The 17,972-nt window shown below is 41.9% G+C and carries 20 protein-coding genes; 12 read left to right on the forward strand and 8 right to left on the reverse strand.

The genetic code is table 11. From position 1 onward, the window contains the following. Window positions 1–35: 35 nt before the first annotated feature. Window positions 36–434 (forward strand): hypothetical protein, encoded by a 399-nt coding sequence (locus tag V7K44_RS27545; RefSeq protein WP_334936353.1) that lies wholly within the window; start codon window positions 36–38, stop codon window positions 432–434. Window positions 435–504: 70 nt separating this feature from the next. On the opposite strand, the gene V7K44_RS27550 is transcribed toward V7K44_RS27545, so the two are convergent. Then, window positions 505–945: a peroxiredoxin gene (locus V7K44_RS27550; RefSeq protein ID WP_334936355.1), complete on the reverse strand. Its 441-nt coding sequence runs from the start codon at window positions 943–945 to the stop codon at window positions 505–507. Between the two features lie 194 nt (window positions 946–1,139). Here V7K44_RS27550 and V7K44_RS27555 point away from each other — a divergent pair, with 194 nt between their 5' ends. From V7K44_RS27555 to V7K44_RS27585, 7 genes are all read left to right on the forward strand, one after another. Then, window positions 1,140–1,544, forward strand: a complete 405-nt coding sequence (locus V7K44_RS27555; protein WP_334936357.1) for an Npun_F0494 family protein — start codon at window positions 1,140–1,142, stop codon at window positions 1,542–1,544. A 317-nt stretch (window positions 1,545–1,861) separates the two neighbouring features. After that, window positions 1,862–3,346, forward strand: a complete 1,485-nt coding sequence (gene cobQ, locus V7K44_RS27560) for a cobyric acid synthase CobQ (protein ID WP_334936359.1) — start codon at window positions 1,862–1,864, stop codon at window positions 3,344–3,346. Between the two features lie 93 nt (window positions 3,347–3,439). Further along, complete coding sequence (locus V7K44_RS27565) at window positions 3,440–3,676, forward strand: 2Fe-2S iron-sulfur cluster-binding protein (protein ID WP_334936361.1); 237 nt, start codon at window positions 3,440–3,442, stop codon at window positions 3,674–3,676. 111 nt (window positions 3,677–3,787) lie between these two features. Beyond that, window positions 3,788–4,090 carry a type II toxin-antitoxin system RelE/ParE family toxin gene (locus V7K44_RS27570; protein WP_334936363.1) on the forward strand — a complete coding sequence of 101 codons (303 nt, stop codon included), beginning with the start codon at window positions 3,788–3,790 and terminating at the stop codon, window positions 4,088–4,090. An 11-nt stretch (window positions 4,091–4,101) separates the two neighbouring features. Further along, window positions 4,102–4,413 (forward strand): HigA family addiction module antitoxin, encoded by a 312-nt coding sequence (locus V7K44_RS27575; RefSeq protein ID WP_334936364.1) that lies wholly within the window; start codon window positions 4,102–4,104, stop codon window positions 4,411–4,413. Window positions 4,414–4,637: 224 nt separating this feature from the next. Then, window positions 4,638–4,877, forward strand: coding sequence for a hypothetical protein (locus tag V7K44_RS27580; protein WP_334936366.1), 240 nt, complete (start codon window positions 4,638–4,640; stop codon window positions 4,875–4,877). Between the two features lie 5 nt (window positions 4,878–4,882). Next, window positions 4,883–5,095, forward strand: a complete 213-nt coding sequence (locus V7K44_RS27585) for a hypothetical protein (RefSeq protein ID WP_334936368.1) — start codon at window positions 4,883–4,885, stop codon at window positions 5,093–5,095. A gap of 132 nt (window positions 5,096–5,227) precedes the next feature. On the opposite strand, the gene V7K44_RS27590 is transcribed toward V7K44_RS27585, so the two are convergent. From V7K44_RS27590 to V7K44_RS27605, 4 genes are all read right to left on the reverse strand, one after another. After that, window positions 5,228–5,674: an SRPBCC family protein gene (locus V7K44_RS27590; RefSeq protein WP_334936370.1), complete on the reverse strand. Its 447-nt coding sequence runs from the start codon at window positions 5,672–5,674 to the stop codon at window positions 5,228–5,230. 62 nt (window positions 5,675–5,736) lie between these two features. Then, a complete protein-coding gene (gene zds, locus V7K44_RS27595; protein WP_334936372.1) occupies window positions 5,737–7,176 on the reverse strand; it encodes a 9,9'-di-cis-zeta-carotene desaturase in 1,440 nt (479 codons plus the stop codon). Between the two features lie 277 nt (window positions 7,177–7,453). Next, entirely contained in the window at window positions 7,454–7,630 is a 177-nt protein-coding gene (locus V7K44_RS27600; protein WP_289798878.1) for a CopG family transcriptional regulator, read from the reverse strand. A gap of 1,829 nt (window positions 7,631–9,459) precedes the next feature. Continuing rightward, complete coding sequence (locus V7K44_RS27605; RefSeq protein WP_334936374.1) at window positions 9,460–11,091, reverse strand: DUF6930 domain-containing protein; 1,632 nt, start codon at window positions 11,089–11,091, stop codon at window positions 9,460–9,462. 324 nt (window positions 11,092–11,415) lie between these two features. Between V7K44_RS27605 and V7K44_RS27610 the strand changes: the two genes are divergently transcribed. The 3 genes from V7K44_RS27610 (at window position 11,416) to V7K44_RS27620 (ending at window position 12,751) form a co-directional block, all read left to right on the forward strand. Continuing rightward, window positions 11,416–11,772 (forward strand): iron-sulfur cluster assembly accessory protein, encoded by a 357-nt coding sequence (locus tag V7K44_RS27610; protein WP_334936376.1) that lies wholly within the window; start codon window positions 11,416–11,418, stop codon window positions 11,770–11,772. 99 nt (window positions 11,773–11,871) lie between these two features. Then, entirely contained in the window at window positions 11,872–12,294 is a 423-nt protein-coding gene (locus tag V7K44_RS27615; RefSeq protein WP_334936378.1) for a hypothetical protein, read from the forward strand. Window positions 12,295–12,505: 211 nt separating this feature from the next. Then, entirely contained in the window at window positions 12,506–12,751 is a 246-nt protein-coding gene (locus tag V7K44_RS27620; RefSeq protein ID WP_094352470.1) for a hypothetical protein, read from the forward strand. 120 nt (window positions 12,752–12,871) lie between these two features. Here the strand turns inward: V7K44_RS27620 and thyD are convergent, their stop codons facing one another. After that, window positions 12,872–13,837, reverse strand: a complete 966-nt coding sequence (gene thyD / locus V7K44_RS27625; RefSeq protein WP_334936380.1) for a thylakoid membrane protein ThyD — start codon at window positions 13,835–13,837, stop codon at window positions 12,872–12,874. A 471-nt stretch (window positions 13,838–14,308) separates the two neighbouring features. On the opposite strand from thyD, the gene V7K44_RS27630 reads away from it, so the two are divergent. Beyond that, a complete protein-coding gene (locus V7K44_RS27630; protein ID WP_289798874.1) occupies window positions 14,309–14,656 on the forward strand; it encodes a hypothetical protein in 348 nt (115 codons plus the stop codon). An 81-nt stretch (window positions 14,657–14,737) separates the two neighbouring features. Here the strand turns inward: V7K44_RS27630 and V7K44_RS27635 are convergent, their stop codons facing one another. Continuing rightward, the gene (locus V7K44_RS27635) at window positions 14,738–15,226 is read right to left on the reverse strand and encodes an FHA domain-containing protein (RefSeq protein ID WP_094352473.1); all 489 of its coding nucleotides are present in this window, start codon (window positions 15,224–15,226) and stop codon (window positions 14,738–14,740) included. A 198-nt stretch (window positions 15,227–15,424) separates the two neighbouring features. Continuing rightward, window positions 15,425–17,896 (reverse strand): heavy metal translocating P-type ATPase, encoded by a 2,472-nt coding sequence (locus V7K44_RS27640; protein WP_334936382.1) that lies wholly within the window; start codon window positions 17,894–17,896, stop codon window positions 15,425–15,427. Window positions 17,897–17,972: the final 76 nt, after the last annotated feature.

The following is a 17,972-nucleotide window of genomic DNA, read 5'->3' on the forward strand; positions in this document are numbered from 1 at the left end:
TAAAATAGATAAATTTTAGGTAGGGTCAAAATCCCATGAAAAAACCATTTTTACAAATTACTAGACTCATTGTTGCTATGGCAGCAGGAATTAGCTTTGCTTCCTTGCTCATAGCTCAACCAAGTTCCGCTCAAGTCAGCAGCCCAACGGATGCTTTCCCCAGCAATAGTACAACAGACCAAAATACCGATCCTTTCGCCCGTTCCAACTCAGACAATTTCAATATGTTCGATCTGATTCATCGGGCAAATTTCGGGACTCTCAACTGGGATTCTAACCAACAGAACGAAGAACTAAACTCAGCAGCAGCAGCCTTTAAAGCAAGGCAACAAAAACTAATTCAAGGTCAACAACAGCAACCAACCCTCAGTTTGCCAACGGTTACACAACCATCAGTTACGCCGCCATTGGTGACACCACAATCAGGTAACTGAATCAAACAAAGAACCCCAAGCCTCTATGGCTTGGGGCTAAGACCATTTAAAAAATCCTGAATTTGAATTATCAGATCAGCCCAAGTGCAGCTAAAACATCGCTAGCATGGGTGGTGGTATTTACAGCACTGTCAACATGGGTAATTTTGCCGTTGGGGTCAATTACGTAGGTGACGCGCTTGGCATAACCGCCGCCATCCACATCGAAAGCTTTGATGAGGGATTTGTCGCTGTCAGCCAGTAGAGGAAAATTCAAATTATATTTTTGGGTGAATGCCTGATGGGAGACTTCATCATCTGCACTAACTCCCAAGATGACAATATCTTTACCTTGATATTGAGATTGGGCATCCCGAAAACTACAGGCTTGTTTGGTGCAGCCTGGCGTGTCATCTTTGGGGTAAAAATACAAAACAACCGTCTTTCCGGCAAAATCAGATAACGAGACTGTGTTGCCGTTTGTATCTTTGGCGGTAAATGCAGGTGCATCCGTACCAACTGCTAGAGGCATAATTAACCTTTCCTGTTTCAGATTGTTGATGCACTTGAAATTTTACATTAATTTATAATGTTTAAATATAATTACTAAAAAATAGGATAAATACACTTTAGGTAACTAATTTTGGTTTAATGGGGTATTTGGTACAAGAAAAAATATATTCTTAAATTAATCTTTGTTAGAAGAAAAATTTCTACCAATACATAATGGCTGCTGTTGATTCCCAAAACCCAAATATTTTTGTCTATCCTCAAAGCACAGTAGAAAGAGCCGAGCGATCGCTAGTATGTTCGCCTTTTAATGTATCTTTATTTGAAGTGATGGAACACCAGAGTGTGTCATTAACTGCGATCGCTCTGGAAAATGGACTCAAGCAGGGCTATACTAAACGCCCTTTATCAGAATTAACCTGTGATAACGCCTTGGGCTGGTTGATTCAAGTAGGTGTATTGCGCCGAGAAGTGGACGGACAGGGGATTACAGATAGTTTTCGCCTCACTCCCTTGGGACGCCAATTAGTAGAACAGTATCAGGGGAAAAATTGGCGTACCCCTTCATGGCGCGATCGTTTCTATGATGCTGTGATTCGTTGGTTGCGGATACCTTTTTAGAATAAAAAAAACCAAGAGTTAGGATTAGAGAATCAAAGGGAACAATATATACGGAAACATCACATCTATTCATGAAGTCTTTACCATAACCATCTAATTGCAATTTGTGATGATTATGGTGGGCATTGGGTACAAGAGGCAGAGGGGCAGAGGAGCGGAGGGGCAGAGGGGCAGAGGGGAAAGACTTGCTACTACTTAATCCTCTGCTCCCCTGCTTACTCATCTCCCCGGTCACTGAGCGTAGCCGAAGTGCTGCTCCCCTGTTGTTCATTCCTAAAAATTAACCCTGTATCTTGAAAAACTAAGTGATAGCAACTATGAAATCAATTATGGTGGTGGGGACAACATCCCATGCAGGGAAATCACTTTTAACTACAGCTATTTGTCGCATTCTGTCGCGGCGTGGTTGGCGAGTGGCTCCTTTTAAAGGTCAAAATATGGCTTTAAATGCTTATGTCACTGCCAGTGGTGGAGAAATTGGCTATGCCCAAGCAGTACAAGCTTGGGCGGCGGGAGTCGTACCTTGGGTAGAAATGAACCCAATTTTACTCAAACCCCAAGGGGATATGACTTCTCAAGTAATTATTAAAGGTAGGTCTGTAGGTAAAGTCAGTGCCTCAGATTACTACGAGCAATATTTTGAACTGGGGTGGCGGACAATTGAAGAATCGCTACAGCATTTAGGAACAGAATTTGACTTAGTGGTTTGTGAAGGTGCTGGCAGTCCAGCAGAAATTAACCTCAAGCACCGCGACTTAACTAATATGCGGGTGGCAAAATATTTGAATGCACCAACCATTTTAGTAGTTGATATTGATCGTGGTGGTGCTTTTGCCCATGTGGTAGGCACTCTAGAGTTATTGGAACCAGATGAACGCGCCTTAATTAAGGGTATAGTAATTAACAAGTTTCGAGGGCAGCGATCGCTCTTAGATCCGGGGATAAAATGGTTAGAAGAACGCACAGGTATCCCCGTGATCGGTGTTATACCCTACTTGCAAGAAATGTTTCCAGCAGAGGATTCTCTTGACCTGCTAGAACGTCAATCGTCCTCGAATAAAGCCCAAACTGACCTCAACATTGCCGTCATCCGCTTACCAAGAATTGCCAATTTCACCGACTTTGACCCACTGGAATCAGAAAGTACAGTTTCAGTAAAATACTTAAGTCCTAAGCAAGATTTAGGACATCCTGATGCCGTTATTATCCCAGGTACAAAAACTACAATTGCTGACTTGCTACTGCTGCAAAAAAGTGGTATGGCAGAAGCTATCCAAAACTACGCTGCTTCTGGGGGAACAGTTTTAGGTATCTGCGGTGGCTATCAAATGCTCGGTCAAATCATCGCCGATCCAGAAGGAATAGAGGGACAAGCTGGCAGATATCAAGGGTTAAATCTTTTACCAATCAGAACTGTAATTACCGGACAAAAAATTGCCCGCCAACGCCAAGTTAGCTCAAATTATCCACAACAAGGCTTGCCAGTAAATGGCTTTGAAATCCACCAAGGGCGATCGCGCATTGAACAGCAAGGTATAGACCCCCAATCGTACCATGCCCTATTTGACGATATTAATTTAGGGTTAGTGGATAGTTGTCAATCGGTGTGGGGAAGTTACCTCCACGGACTTTTTGACAATGGCCCTTGGCGACGCGCTTGGTTAAATCGCCTCCGTCAACAGCGCGGTTTAAAATCTTTGCCTACTGGTGTTGCTAACTACCGAGAACAGCGAGAGCAAATTTTGGACTCTCTAGCCATTGAAGTTGAAAGCCATTTAGACTTAAGTCTGTTTTTGTCTTAAGCTAAAATTCCTTGAAATGTCATTAGTCATTGGTCATTTGCAAAGGACAAAGGACAACTGACAAATGACAACTCTATTAAATGCGTAATATTGATGATTGTTCGTGTCCGCTTTTTACCAGATGATGTCACAGTAGATGCCGAAGTGGGAGAAGCCCTCTTAGATGTAGCAGACCGGGCTGGGGTTTTTATTCCCACCGGTTGTCTCATGGGATCTTGTCACGCTTGCACCGTCGAATTAGAGGATGGAGAGATCGTTCGCGCTTGTATCAGCGCAGTACCGCCACGCGAGGAATTGACGATTAATTTGTTTAGCGATCCTACTTGGTAATGTCGCCCTGTTATTGAGAAGGACTGATATGCTATGCGGATATTAAATGTGCTATCGTTAATATATTAAATTATGAGTTACGTAACGCATAACATCTACCATTAGTAATTTATGTCTCCGTCAGACAAATATCCTAAGTTTAAAGATAAAAGGACGGAGCGGTTTGCTTTAGGTGAGAGGGTAAAAGAGTTTCAGGCTTTCACAGATCAAGCATATAAACGACTTGATATATTAGAAGCCGCTACTAGCAAAGAATCTCTTATGAAACTACCAAGCAACCATTTTGAGTCTTTAGAAGGCGATCGAAAAGATCAATATAGCATTCGGATAAATAAGCAATGGCGAATTTGTTTCAATTGGGCAGATGAAGAATCTAAACCTTTCAACATAGAAATTACAGACTATCATTCTTAAAGGAGAGAAAAATGGCACGGCCACCTATCCATCCTGGAAAAATTCTTGCTGATGAGCTTCACGAATTGCAAATGAGCGCAAGTGAGTTAGCACGTATTCTTCATGTACCAACAAACCGGATTACTGAAATAATTAATGGTGAACGGGCAATTACTGCTGATACGGCATTACGATTAGGGCAATGGTTTGGTACTGGTGCTGAGTTATGGATGAATTTACAAAAGAATTATGAGCTTAGACTAGCTGAAGAAAAAATGGGTGAAGAAATTCAGGCTACTATTTCTCCCCGGATATTACCTGAGTTCAAACAAGTCAAGGCATAAAAAAAATCGAATATTCGATTTTTTGGGATAGATAGCAAGAAACTTTGACACATTGTTTTTACTGTGCAGCTCGCAGGTTTTTCAGCAAGCCCTAAATAGTATTTTTATGTATTATTACTGGTTGTTTTTCCTTAGATAATTTATATATTCAGTTATCAGTGCGTGCCTGAGTTATAAAATCGGGCATCACATTTGGTAATAGTTAATGGTAAAAGTCTGTGAGTATGACTGAAGTAACACGCGAAAAACTTATTGAATTATGTAAACGTGCCACTCAAGATAGGTTGGTATATTCTTGTGGAGACGCTCAAACTTATGAAACTTATGATTTTATAACAGAATCTATCAAACCAGTTCCCCCAAAACCTTGGTATGTCAAAATGACTTCAAATGAGTCAGAACAGTATTTTACAAGCGGAGAATTGTATGAATATTTGAGCAAACTAATTAGTCAGGGGGGATAAATCTTATGTCAGAGTACATAACAGTGCAAAACGGTAACGAGATTATCAAGATTCATAAGGATAAATTTAGCGGTTTGGCCGATAGAGATTTCAATGAGAATATAATTTCTCTTGCTTTTGAGGATGATAATAGTATTCCCAAGGTAGTTACAATTTATAAAGATAAAGATCCTGCTGCCTTTGCAGAAGCCTTGGATTTTTTACAAAGTCTAAAATAAGTAGTAACTGTCTTGAAAATTATTTTATATAGGCATTTTAAAGGTTAATGCTACTCAATTTGTGCGAATAATTGCTTAGACAGCAAGAAACTCTTACACATTGTTTCTTACTGTCTATTTTTGTTTCCTATATCAATTAGCTTTAACATTCAGCGCGTATTCTTTAAATCTTTCCAAATCAGCTTGAATCGTTGATTCAACGACCCGCCCCAAAAATAAGTTATCCATAATTTTGCCAAGAACGCCAGGAATAGCGTAGGAAATGGTCATTTTAACAATACTACTATTGTGGCGATCGTAAAAGCGAATTGCTCCCTGATTCGGCAAACCATCAATCGATTCCCATTGGATAATTTGGTTTGGGATAACTTTGAGAATTCGGGATTTCCAAGTAAATTCCAGACCACCACCAGCGCGAAGTTTCCAAAGAGATATATCTGGATTATCTGGCGGAATTTTCACCGAATCAATCCACTTCATCCACCGGGGCATTTGCTCTAAATCAGACCAGAGGCTCCATACTAAATCTATGGGAGCCTCTACTTCTACCTGCACAGTATGCTCTAACCAGTCTGGCATTTCTCTTTTTCCTTCTCTACGAGATGCTTTGCGATCGCGTTCTTTGCACTCTTTGGAGTTCGTTATTTCTTTAAACTCTCCAAAATCACTTTTGCCGCACGTCGTCCAGAAATAGTAGCACCTTCCATGCTGTCGATGTAGTCCTGCTGAGTATAACTCCCGGCAAGGAAGAAATTATCTACTGGTGTTTTTTGGTTAGGACGGTACGCATCCATCCCTGGCGCTTCTCGGTAGAGAGACTGAGCAAGCTTTACAACACTGTACCAAGTCATATTTAGCTCCCGCGACGAAGGAAACAGTTCATGGACTTGCTTAAGAACATGTTGTGCGATCGCTTCATTACTTTGGGCAATAAACGGATCTCCCGGTGTCAGCACTAGCTGTAACAAAGATCCCTGTCCTGGGCGATAGTAATCAGCAGGGCTAGTCAACGCTAAATCGGCAAAACAAGAAAAGTCAGCATCGGCTGTGTAAAGTAAATTATCGATTCCAGCCGCATGGTTTAGCTGTTTACGTTGCTCTCCATCGTTCAGTTCTGTTACCCAACCATCAAAGCGTAACTGCACTGTAGCCACTGGCACTGCATCCAGTTTGTAAATATTGTCAAATTCTGACCACTTACGCCACTCGTGGGGTAGGATGCGTTGAATTCCTGGAACATCACAGGCAAAAACGTAAGCATCAGCAGCGATCGTTTCTACTGCATCACCTTGGGCAACTACTATACCAGTGACACGGGTTTGTTCAGCTGACTCAGCAAACTGAATTTCCCGAACTTGTCGGCGCGTGTAAATTTTGGTGCCTCTAGCTTCCAGATATTCCAGAATCGGCTTGTGTAAATATTCAGATGGAGAACCTTCTAGCATTCGCAAAACTGAAGCTTCAGTTCTAACTGCAAATAACTGGAATATGGTTAACATACAACGGGCAGACATATTTTCGCAATCAATAAATCCCAATGCGTAAGCAATTGGGTTCCACATCCGCTTGATGCTGCCATTACTCCCACCATGACTGCGGAACCAATCGGCAAAGCTAACTTTATCTAAATTGCGGATAGTTTTCATCGCCCCATTAAAGTCTACCAATCCGCGAACTATCGGACTAGTACCCAAAGCGATCGCATTTTGCAATTTATCCTGCAACGATAGTTGGGAAGTAGTGAAAAATGCCTTTAACCCATTGAAAGGCGCACCTGTAATAAAACGAAAATCTAAAGCACCAGTGCGCCCCCCTTTATTAATAAAAGTGTGGGTATGTTCCTTGAGGCGTAAGTTTTCTAACACCCCCACTTTCTTCATCAAATCAAATAGTTGGTAGTAGCACCCGAAAAATACATGCAACCCCATTTCTAGATGGTTGCCATCTCCATCAACCCAACTGCCAACTTTACCACCGACAAACGGACGAGACTCAAAAATCTCTATTTCACAACCAGCATCAGCTAAATCTACTGCGGTTGCTAGCCCAGCCAGTCCCGCACCTACGATTGCAACACGCATTCCGTCGTTCCTTTTCAGTTTCTTTACAGATTGTAACTGGGTTGGTGTCGGAATTTGCTACTTAATATCAACTCCAGCAGCATATTAAGGCTTGCCAATATCGATACTAAAACCTCTTTGATTACTTCTTTTAGTCCCGGTAAATGACCAGACGCGATAAAAACGCGTCTGTATCATCTAGACAAACTTTTGTCCATAGCGACGGACTCTCAAAAGTATCAGAGATATTTTTTTGTTGGCAAAGGTGTTTTCTGGATAATGTTGTGAAATTAACTTCTTAGTTGTTTGCATCTTTGTTGTCGTCCGAAACAGGCAAACTTCTAATCAGTTCACGAATTACGTCAGTTGCAGGTCTACCTGTTTGTTGGCAATATTTTTCTAGTTTTTCCGCTTCCTGCGTTGCGAGATTAACTGTTATACGTTTAACTGCCCATTTTTTATTTGTCATTATCATGCTATCTGCTGTATATTTAGATGGTCGAAAGAGTCTAAATTAAAGAGGGAACCGATAAGGTTATCAGAGTTTGTCTCAGGAAACAAGTAATACCATTAATATTAAAAATGTTTGTTTTGTCAAAGGCTTCATCATTTTCTAAAAAAAACAAAACACTACACTTTATTTGTTACTATTGTGACCGCCTAAAAAGCGCATAGTTGCTTTTGAAGATAATAACCCTACTAACAACATGAGTAAAGCCTGACAACGAAATTTTATCAATGAATTCAAGACAACTATTGTTGACTCAATGAAGATTTCCAAAGTTATTATCCATTGAAAGCATTTGACCTTCTCTCTTAACTAAGTTCCTCAAACCCGCTTCAAGAGAGTATCCGTTAGAACCCAAAAAAATAAAGCTTCAGAATCATTATCATGCTGAAACCCTGGCTTACAGGCGGGTTAGAGTGGTGTGTATAGAGCGTGAATAATCACTCTTGTTAGTAGACAAATAAGCGACAAACACTTATCTGTAACCATACTGTAACCAAGAAGTTAAGAGCTACTTGAACAGTTATGAATTTTGGCTTACCTCGATCAAGCTGATTGCTTTTCAGTGCCAATATAGTAGCCAGAAAAAGGGGACAACACTCAGTCTACTGAGTGTAAATTGCCAAGCATCTTGGTAATTTTTGACAACAATACCTGTAATTTCACACAGAGAAATTAATCCAGAATTTATGTGATGTTACTTGACTGTTGTTGATAATAATATTTTAGTTTTGCTTCATACTTTTACAATAAATTATCGTCAAAATGCAATGAAATTTTGCATATTTTTTATCTTAATTCTAGCGATTTAGCTAGCCTTAAAATCAGCAATTTTTTGCGATTTTTCGTCTTCATCTATCTGGAGGTTATATAAATCATTTTTAGCCAAGCAGGGCGCTAGAAGTTTGACATAAAATCTTTTCCTCATATCTAAGCCAAGAGATAAATTACTGCCAATAAAATTTTTATTACAACTATTTTTTATTTGGTAAGTATACCTATAAAAAGAATCGTATATTTTAATTTTTTCGGCAGTGTGTTTATTATAGCTATTATTTACGCGCTTTAAATAATCTTCATTTAGACACTAACTAAGGTATTTTTCATCCTTTATAAAAAAATTACAAAGAAAAATATATGCATTTGACTTTTGCTTAATGATATTGATACATAACAGGATGCTAAACTCAAAAACTTGTTAAAAAAAAGATTCCAATATCTAAGTACATCAGTTAGGTTCGATTCAAGCAGTCTTTGTAGATAAAATTTTAGCTTATTGTAGTTATTTATACTGAGTAATATTTATATAAAATGACTAGAAAACGATGAAAATACAGGTACTTCATGAAATTTAGGTAAAGTTAGCTTCTCATGATTGGTCGCTTATTAGTATTGACACATACATGAATATTCATTAGAAAGTGCCGCGCCCTGATAGGTAGGCGGATGACGAAGACTGAGTGGAACCGGAAACGCTCTGCCTCAGACTAAAAGACTGCCTATAAGGTATGGGGTATATATAATGAAAATCCTGAGTACTTTTTACTTCACTGAAACAGTCAAATAATGCGCCCTTACTTCAATCTTCCCGTTTCGCTATGGGGTAAGACAGTACTCAGCACCGCAGAATTAACACTCCGTTGGTAAAGAGAAGAGGGGTAAACGTTATAAAGGCAAAGCCTTCCCCCTTTTCCCCTATCAAATTACAGTTTCAGTCAATATGCCAATCAAATACACATCAACTGAATTACTCATACTGAATAATTTGAGATTCAGGATTGCGGCAATTCATGCAATTACTCAAATTTAAGTTGGGGCATAAGTTGGAGAGTGCCAATACCTAAATCTTTAGGTGAAAGCGATCGCCCTTCAAACAAAGCCATCATATCTCGTAACTGTGGATTGCCACGGGATGCTCCCGTTAGTCCTTTGGCAATGATTAAGCCACAGTAGCCTTTAGTATTTTTACACCGTTGATTCCATTTTTTTCGGGCTTCGACATGAATCGGATCTTCATCTAAAAATTCACCGAATAGGAACAATTCGCTATTTTGAGTTTGCAATAAACCCAGGTCGTAGCGATCGCCATCAAAAGGATCGGCACCTGGATTAAAGCAAATTGCTCTCAGTCCGCCTGCTGCTTCAATTCTTTCAATTACAGTCTTCGCCTTGGGTCGAGAGGTTTGAATCAAAATCACCGGCAAACCTTCACCCACTGGTTTGATTTCACTAGCCTGGTGGTAGCTGACCCCCTTTCGCAGAGAATCCAACATTTCCCAGGACACTACACCTAAGCTGAGGAAGGAATCTTCTGGTATCAAGTCATCTCGCAATGATTGAAAATCAACGTTGTCAATCACCTCGTCATCAATATCAAAGCCTGCCATTTCTTCTAATTCTGCTGCTAACTGCGGCATGGTAGAGACTGTCACAGGCACTGATTTAGTTGATTCTTCCGACTGCGGTAGAGAAATGCGATAGCGACGGCCCAGAGTAGGGAAGATATCCTCATGAAGTTGGCGACGGTGATCGCGAATAAAGCGGCTCAGGCTTTCGATCGCAACCAAGATTACCAATGCTTCTTCGTCATACAAAACAGACCGTAGTCCTTCTAAGGGGTGGATATTACCAAAAGTAGGGTCAATTTCTGATAATGGCAGATCCGCCAAATCATCTTCTTCATCCTCATCTTCATCGGTTTCGTCAACGCTCTCAAAAGTAAGAAACAGGCAATCTTGCTTGAGGAACGCTTCTTCTAGATGCTCTGTTGATTCTTCATCCGTTAAAACTGCGGCGCGAAACTGTTTTAAAGACTCTTCTGAGCGATAAAACAAAATCCCATACTCCATTCCCAGCATTCCCATAACTGAGGCGTAGAGTGTGCCAACATCCCACTTATTAATCTCGATTGACAAAATTTGCTGTTCTTCTAAAAATTCCCAAGGTGCTGCTTGCCAAATTGCAAATGCTTTCTCTCGCAAGATTTGTGCATACTGTGGAGGTAAGTCGGGGGTTTGGCTATCGAGGATGTCGGCGAATCCACGAAATAGTTCGTCAATTAAAGGCAGTTCTGGTGCGTAATCAATGGCGATATCCAAATCTTGCAGCACTCCCCGCAGGTAAAATTGGATCTCGCGGTCTTTGACTACAATTCTTTGAGGTCTAGCAGGTCTTGCCGGACTTTGAGGATGCTCCATTGCTTGCATTAAGGTGCGAACTATTGCTTCTGGTCCAATATCTGAAGCTACCACGTCCATTCCTCGGACAACACCTTGGGAGAAATCTACCCAAAGAATGCATTCTCCCTTTGCCTCTGAGTCTGAGTGCTGGTTTGGTGATGACAACGGACGGCGATCGCCCTCCCATACAGAAGGAATTTGAGTTAATTTCTTCAACCGACGACTGGTAGAGCGATTAAAACTTGTCATAGAGATCAAAAGAAGCAATTTGGAAGTAAACTTTGGGGGCTAGGGCTAGCTAGCCTCGGATTAATTTTTATGGCTGCACCTGAAGGGTGGTTGCTTCTGTTGCTGCCGTAAGGCTTGAATTTTAAGAATACCGAATGTATAAACACATTAAGTCTCTCAATTCTAGAATAAAAATCTTTGGCTACTTTTGACGGAGTGTTTACAATTTGGCATCTAGCAACATCTAAGCCGCTAGAATGAATACAAAAACACTAAGAGCAACCCAGAAGCATTAACAAGCCGATACAGGGTAACGCTTATACTAATTAAGGAGTTGAAAAGCAGATGACACAAGCAATTCCGGCTCAACAACGCGGAATTCTGTTGAGCGAAGCCGCATTGCACCAGGTAAAATCCCTCCGGGACAAGCAAGGCACAGACTTCTGCTTACGGGTAGGAGTGCGTCAGGGTGGCTGTTCTGGGATGTCTTACATGATGGATTTTGAAGATACCAGCAAAATCGCTCCTGATGATGAAGTTTTTGACTATGATGGCTTCAAAATTGTCAGCGATCGCAAGAGTCTGTTATATCTCTACGGTTTAATGCTCGATTACAGCGATGCCATGATTGGCGGTGGTTTCCAATTCACTAACCCCAATGCTAATCAAACTTGTGGTTGCGGTAAGTCATTTGGGGTGTAATATTGTCAGTTGTCATTTGTCCTTTGTCATTTGTCTTTTGCAAATGACCAATGGCCAATGACTAATGACTAATGACCAATGACTAATGACCAATGACTAATGACTAATACAGTTGAATCCCTGTTTGATACAGGTTTAGAACGCTATAAAGCAGGAGAATCAGCAGAATCTTTAATCCCTGTATTTAAAGAAGTGTGCGATCGCGCTCCTAAAACTAGTGCTGCTTGGGTTTGTTTAACGTGGTTGTATCTACTCGATAACAAACCCAATTTGGCTTACAAAGCTGGACAGAAGGCAGTCAAGTTAAATCCACAAGATCCCCAGGCTAGAATCAATCTTGCCTTAGCAATGCTGGAAACAAAGCAAAAAGGTTTGCGCGAACATATTGATATAGCACAGCAGTTGATTTTTGTCAACGAAGAATGGAGTGATGAAATAAAAAATAGTATTGAGGACGGTTTAAGTAGAAAACCAGATTGGCAGAGTTTAACAAAAGTCAAAAATTGGCTGTTTGAAAAGTAGAGGACGGGGACTGAGGATCAGGAGGACAAGAGGGACAAGGGGGAATTTATTGAAGTAAGTCTCTAAGTTGTCTCTTCCCAATCCCCATTACCCCTTATCCCCAGAGGGGGCCCCACCATCCCCAATCCCCAGTACCCAATCCCTAATCCCCAATCCCCAATCCCCATTACCCCTTATCCCCAGAGGGGGCCCCACCATCCCCAATCCAATCATGAAAGATAAATTGTTAAATTGGCTAAACATGGTTTTAGTCGCCGATGTTTTTTTGGTTTTGTTTGGCTTTGGCTGGTTAGCGATCGCTGCGATCGGTGATGCTGCCGGAGTAAACTTGGGTTTGGATTTATGGCATCAACTGTGGCAACCCTTGTTTAACCCCGCAATTGGCATTCTCATGGGCGGTGCCATTCTCAGCGGTATTATCAGTTGGGTTTCCAAAAAATTTCTTTCTAGTCAATAATCAAAAAATTGGGTATGGGGCAATTCAATTTTGGATTTTTGATTTGAGATTTTGGATTAAATTTCAATCTAAAATCCAAAATCTAAAATCTAAAATTTTTACTCCCCACTCCCTTTGAATCTATGTAAGAATTTGTGTTAATGCCGGTTGCAAATTAGGATATTTGTACTCAAAACCTGTTTGCACAGTGCGTTTTGGGATAACTTGCTGACCTTCTAGAACTACTATCGCCCCGTCTCCTAAAAGAGCTTCGATCGCAAAAGCAGGAACAGGCAACCAAGAAGGTCGATTCATCACTTGTCCCAAAGTTTGGCTTAAATCTGCCATCCGAACTGGATTAGGGGCAGTGGCATTATATACACCTTCTATTTGTGGTTTAGTTAAAGCTTGCAAAATCAGGTTAACTAAATCATCTACGTGAATCCATGAGAACCACTGCCGACCACTGCCAATAGGCCCGCCAGCAAAGAGTTTGAAAGGCGGAATCATTTTACCTAAAGCACCACCATTGCCCAGAACAATTCCAAAACGCAGAATTACCAGTCGCACACCAACGTCTTTTACTTTTCTCGCTTCAGCTTCCCAGGCTTGGCAGACTTGGGCAAGAAAATCGTTACCAGATAGACTGGTTTCATCAAAGGTAGCCGTTTCACTGGTGCCGTAGTAGCCAATAGCTGAAGCGTTAATTAACACAGATGGGAGGCAGCGCGTTGCGGGGGTTCCCCCACTTGTAGCGACTGCCGTTTTAGGATTAGCGTTGGCTATTGCTTCAACTATTTTTTGTGTACCTAACTTCCGGCTATTGAGGATTTCTTGTTTCCGTTCTGGTGTCCAGCGTCCTTCACCAATAGGTTCTCCTGCCAAATTAACTACGCCATCACAACTAGCAATGACACTTTGCCAAGAGCCAGATGCATTTGGTGTATAGGCAACAATTTCTACATTAGGGAAAGCCTCAGAGGGAAAAACCTTTTGAGCAAAAGTGGTATTCCGAGTTAATACTACTGTTTTATGACCTTCCCGCTGTAATCGTTGTACCAAAAGACTACCGACAAATCCTGTTGCCCCAGTAATTGCGACTTTCATTTTCTACCTCAGCCAAACCTTTATTGTAAAGTTTTTGATCAAACTTTCAGCTTACCAAAGAAGGCAGAGGGCAGGAGGCAGGAGGCAGGGGGCAGGAGGTAGGAGGAAGAAAATATATTTTTTGCCCTCTGCCACTTTCTTTTAGATCAAGTAAATTTATTTATGTTCGCGGAGTGTCTCGTAGACAAGAAAGAATTGAATATGTATTTCGAGCGGAAAGTGCCACAAAAAATACTGCGTCCTTATTGAAACCCGATTCAGCTGACGCTCACAGAACGCCTAAATTTATTTATGGGGTTTACCCCCTGCTTGGTTGTTGAGCGTAGTCGAAACACTGCCTCCTGCCTTCTGCCTCTTCGTTGACTGTATATCTCTGTACCTGCTCTGAAAAACTTTGATTTTTTAATGACTTTATATTTAGATACTTCGGTATTATAGGATGGACGGAGTGTTGCAAGGCTTGGGGCTATTATGGCTCGCTATACCTGTTCATTTATTGTTTCTGTTCCTAGTGACCATCTGTTGCCGTTACTTGTAGAACTTCTACAGGACTGTCAGTTGGATATTCAATATCACACAGCCGAATATATTATCGGTCGTGAAGTTCCTGGAAATGTTCCTTTTCCTAAATTGATCACAGTAGAAGTACTGATTGATAAATCAAAATCTACTGAAACGGAAACTCGCATGAGTATTGTGATTAAAAATGAAGAACTACCAATTCACCTAGATAATTACTGCCGACAAATGTTTGAGTTAATCAAGCAATCTATTGAAAGTAGCCGTCATTGGCATTTGATTGAAAGTATTGCAGGATAAACTTTGGTGATTGAATTGATACTCCCACGACTTGAAGCTGTGGAAGTGTCAGACTGTAATTGGTAGTTATAATTCACTCGCTTACTCCTCTAAATCCTCGGCCATACCGGGGTTTATTAGTGTAATATCATACTCACTCGAATCCGTTTGTCCTAAACGCTGAGTGTTTCTTAAAAGGTAATAAATGGCACGTACTTGAGGACCAAAAACGATCTCGTCTTCATTTCTGAGATCGTGGGCTGGTATCTTGCGTCCATTAATCATCAAACCATTGGAACTAGGCTTACCTTTGGCATCGCCATCTACAATCCGGTAATAATAGCTATGACTATTATGCTCTCGTGGCAATCTCACTAATGTGGCATGGCGGCGGGAGACAAACTGCGACATTAAACGGATATTACATTCGCGGTCTCTACCAATAGAGTAGACGGGGTGCTCCAGAGAAAATTCTTTGCGACCTTGATCGTCTTCAATAATCAGTAGATGGTTTTCATTAGTTTCTGCTGCCATTGACAAATCGGTGGAACTGTAATTGATTAAGATTTGTTTAGTATCGTATCTTGCCATTTTCGGGCACCATCAGTCTGTGGTGCTAATCTAAATAAGCTTTAAAATTGCATAATACCTTGAAAGAGTAGAACATGGCCGTTCTACTCCAGTGGCTATGATAGCTTTGGTAAGTGTCTTAAATCTGACAACTAACTCCTGAATTCTGTTTTGATAACCAATATTTGTGGTGGCAAATTGGACGTGTAAAGGAGTATTCTACACGCGATGAGCGAATCGCCGTAATAATATTGAGTTGGTAACGACGCTAACAGAGCTAAAAGCCATTAATGCAGCAGCACCAGATGGGTTAAGCACAAAACCTAGACTAGGGAATAAAACACCTGCTGCTAAAGGAATGCCAAGTGTATTATATGCAAAAGCCCAGAATAAATTTTGGCGGATTTTGTTGAATGTGGCGCGACTAAGCTGAATAGATTCGACGACATCGTTTAGGCGATCGCGCATTAAAATAATTTCAGCAGTTTCCATCGCGACATCTGTCCCGGAGTGTAAAGCAATTCCTACATCAGCTTGGGATAAAGCTGGAGCATCGTTGATTCCATCTCCTACCATTGCCACAACTGAGTGGGGAGTTTTCTTTGTCCCTTTATCTCCTTGTCCCCTTGTCCCTTCTAACTGGAGAGACTCTATTGCCGCCGCTTTTTTAGCTGGGGGAACACCTGCTATTACATCAGCACTATCTAATCCTAGTTGTTTGGCTATGGCGCTAGCTGCTTCTTTGCGATCGCCACTGAGCAACATTACCCGTAAGCCCATCTGACGTAACTTATCTACGGTGGATTGAGCATCCGATCTGAGGGTATCAGAAACACCAATTAGTCCGGCTAAAGTTCCGCCAATTGCTACACAAACGACTGTTTTACCATCTGTTGCTAAATCCTGTGCTACCTGTTGTGCGGTTTCGTTAATTGCAATGCCGTGCCAACTCAACCATTCCCAGTTACCCAACAATACAACTGTGCCTTCTACCACAGCAGATACCCCTAGTCCTGGTTCCGTGTGAAAGTCTACAGCCTCTGGAATAGATAACTGCTGACGCTGTGCCTCTTGCTGAATTGCTTTGGCTAGGGGATGGTGAGTACCGCTTTCTACGGCTGCTGCTAGTTGGATTAGGGAGTAGGGTTGACTACTCCCTATTCCCCACTCGCCATTCCCCATTTCCTTAATTAACAGGCAATCTGTGACTATGGGATTACCTGTGGTCAGAGTACCAGTTTTATCAAATACTACGGTGTTTAACTGGTGTACTCTTTCTAAAACATCGCCACCTTTGATTAACAAACCTCGTTCTGCACCCATAGCAGTTCCAACAAGAATGGCTGTTGGTGTGGCAAGTCCCAAAGCACAGGGACAGGCGACTACCATAACTGCGATCGCTAGTTTTAAACTAATTAATAAAGGGGAATGGGGAGTCGAGAGTGGGGAGTGCTGGGCTTCATGTGTAGCGTGGCTCATCATTTCCATGCCACCAGACATGGTGATATCAGTCCAGATGTGAGTACCGAAAAAGTACCAAAATCCAAATGTTAAGACAGATGCTGTCAGCACCCCGTAGGTAAAGTAACCAGCTACTGTATCTGCTAATTTCTGTACTGGGGCTTTCCGAGTTTGGGCGGCTTCTACTAGGGCGACAATTTGAGCTAGAGTTGTATCACTTCCAATCCGGGTTGCTTGAATTGCGATCGCTCCTGACTGGTTTAGTGTCCCCCCTGTCACCATATCTCCTGGTTTTTTGATTACTGGCACTGCTTCCCCGGTTAGCATGGATTCATCAACCGTTGTTTGACCAACTACCACTTCACCATCAACGGGGATTTTATCGCCTGGCAGCACTTGTAAACATTCACCGACACGCACCTGTTCAGCGGGAATCTCAACACTAGAAGAACCCATTCCGGCTTTCTCTGGGTTGGCAATCAATCGCGCTAAGAGTGGCTGGAGTGCTAGTAATTTCCTAAATGCGGCAGCCGCGCGACCTCTAGCTTGTTGCTCTAATGTCCTTCCTAAGAGAATAAAGCCCAGCATCATTACTGGTTCGTCAAAGAAGCACTCCCAACCCAATTGGGGAAAAAGCAGCGCTACTAAACTAGCAATGTAGGCTGTCAGCGTTCCCAATCCCACCAAGGTATTCATGTTAGGCGCATTTCGCCGCCAGCCCAACCAGCCATCTACTAAAATCGGGCGACCGGGAATTAACAGCGCTATTGTCGCCAGTCCACAGTGAAACCAGATGTTATTTAGCACAGGCAGCACTGAGCTACCAAGATTACCAAAATGTCCACTTCCCGACAATATCAGCAACACGGCTGCGATCGCTAACTGCCATAGAGAAGAACGCATTTCTCGGCGTTGTCGTTCTGCTGGATCTGGTAAAGTCGATATTTCGCCTGCTACTGTGCCATTAGCTTTTCGGGGTTGAGTCGGGAATCCAACGGCTGTTAATCGCTGTGCCAGTGCATCTGCATCTATTGCACCAACTTCTGACTCTACAACTGCTACCTCTGTGGCCAGGTTCACACAGGCACTCTTGACTCCTGGATGTTGGGTCAGCTGTCGCTCTACTGCGTTCACACACCCAGCACACTTCATACCCCCAACATCTAGAATAATCTTCTCTAGGATTGGGTCAAGTTCTAGGGCTGGCTTAGTTTTCGGGACAAGTTGCATGGCTTGTGTTTAGATTCGCTACAGAAATTCAACGCCTGACTAAAAGCGTCTCTAATTCGAGCGTAGGCTAAATATG

Source organism: Nostoc sp., assembly GCF_036917235.1.
In the GTDB taxonomy this organism is placed as follows: domain Bacteria; phylum Cyanobacteriota; class Cyanobacteriia; order Cyanobacteriales; family Nostocaceae; genus Nostoc.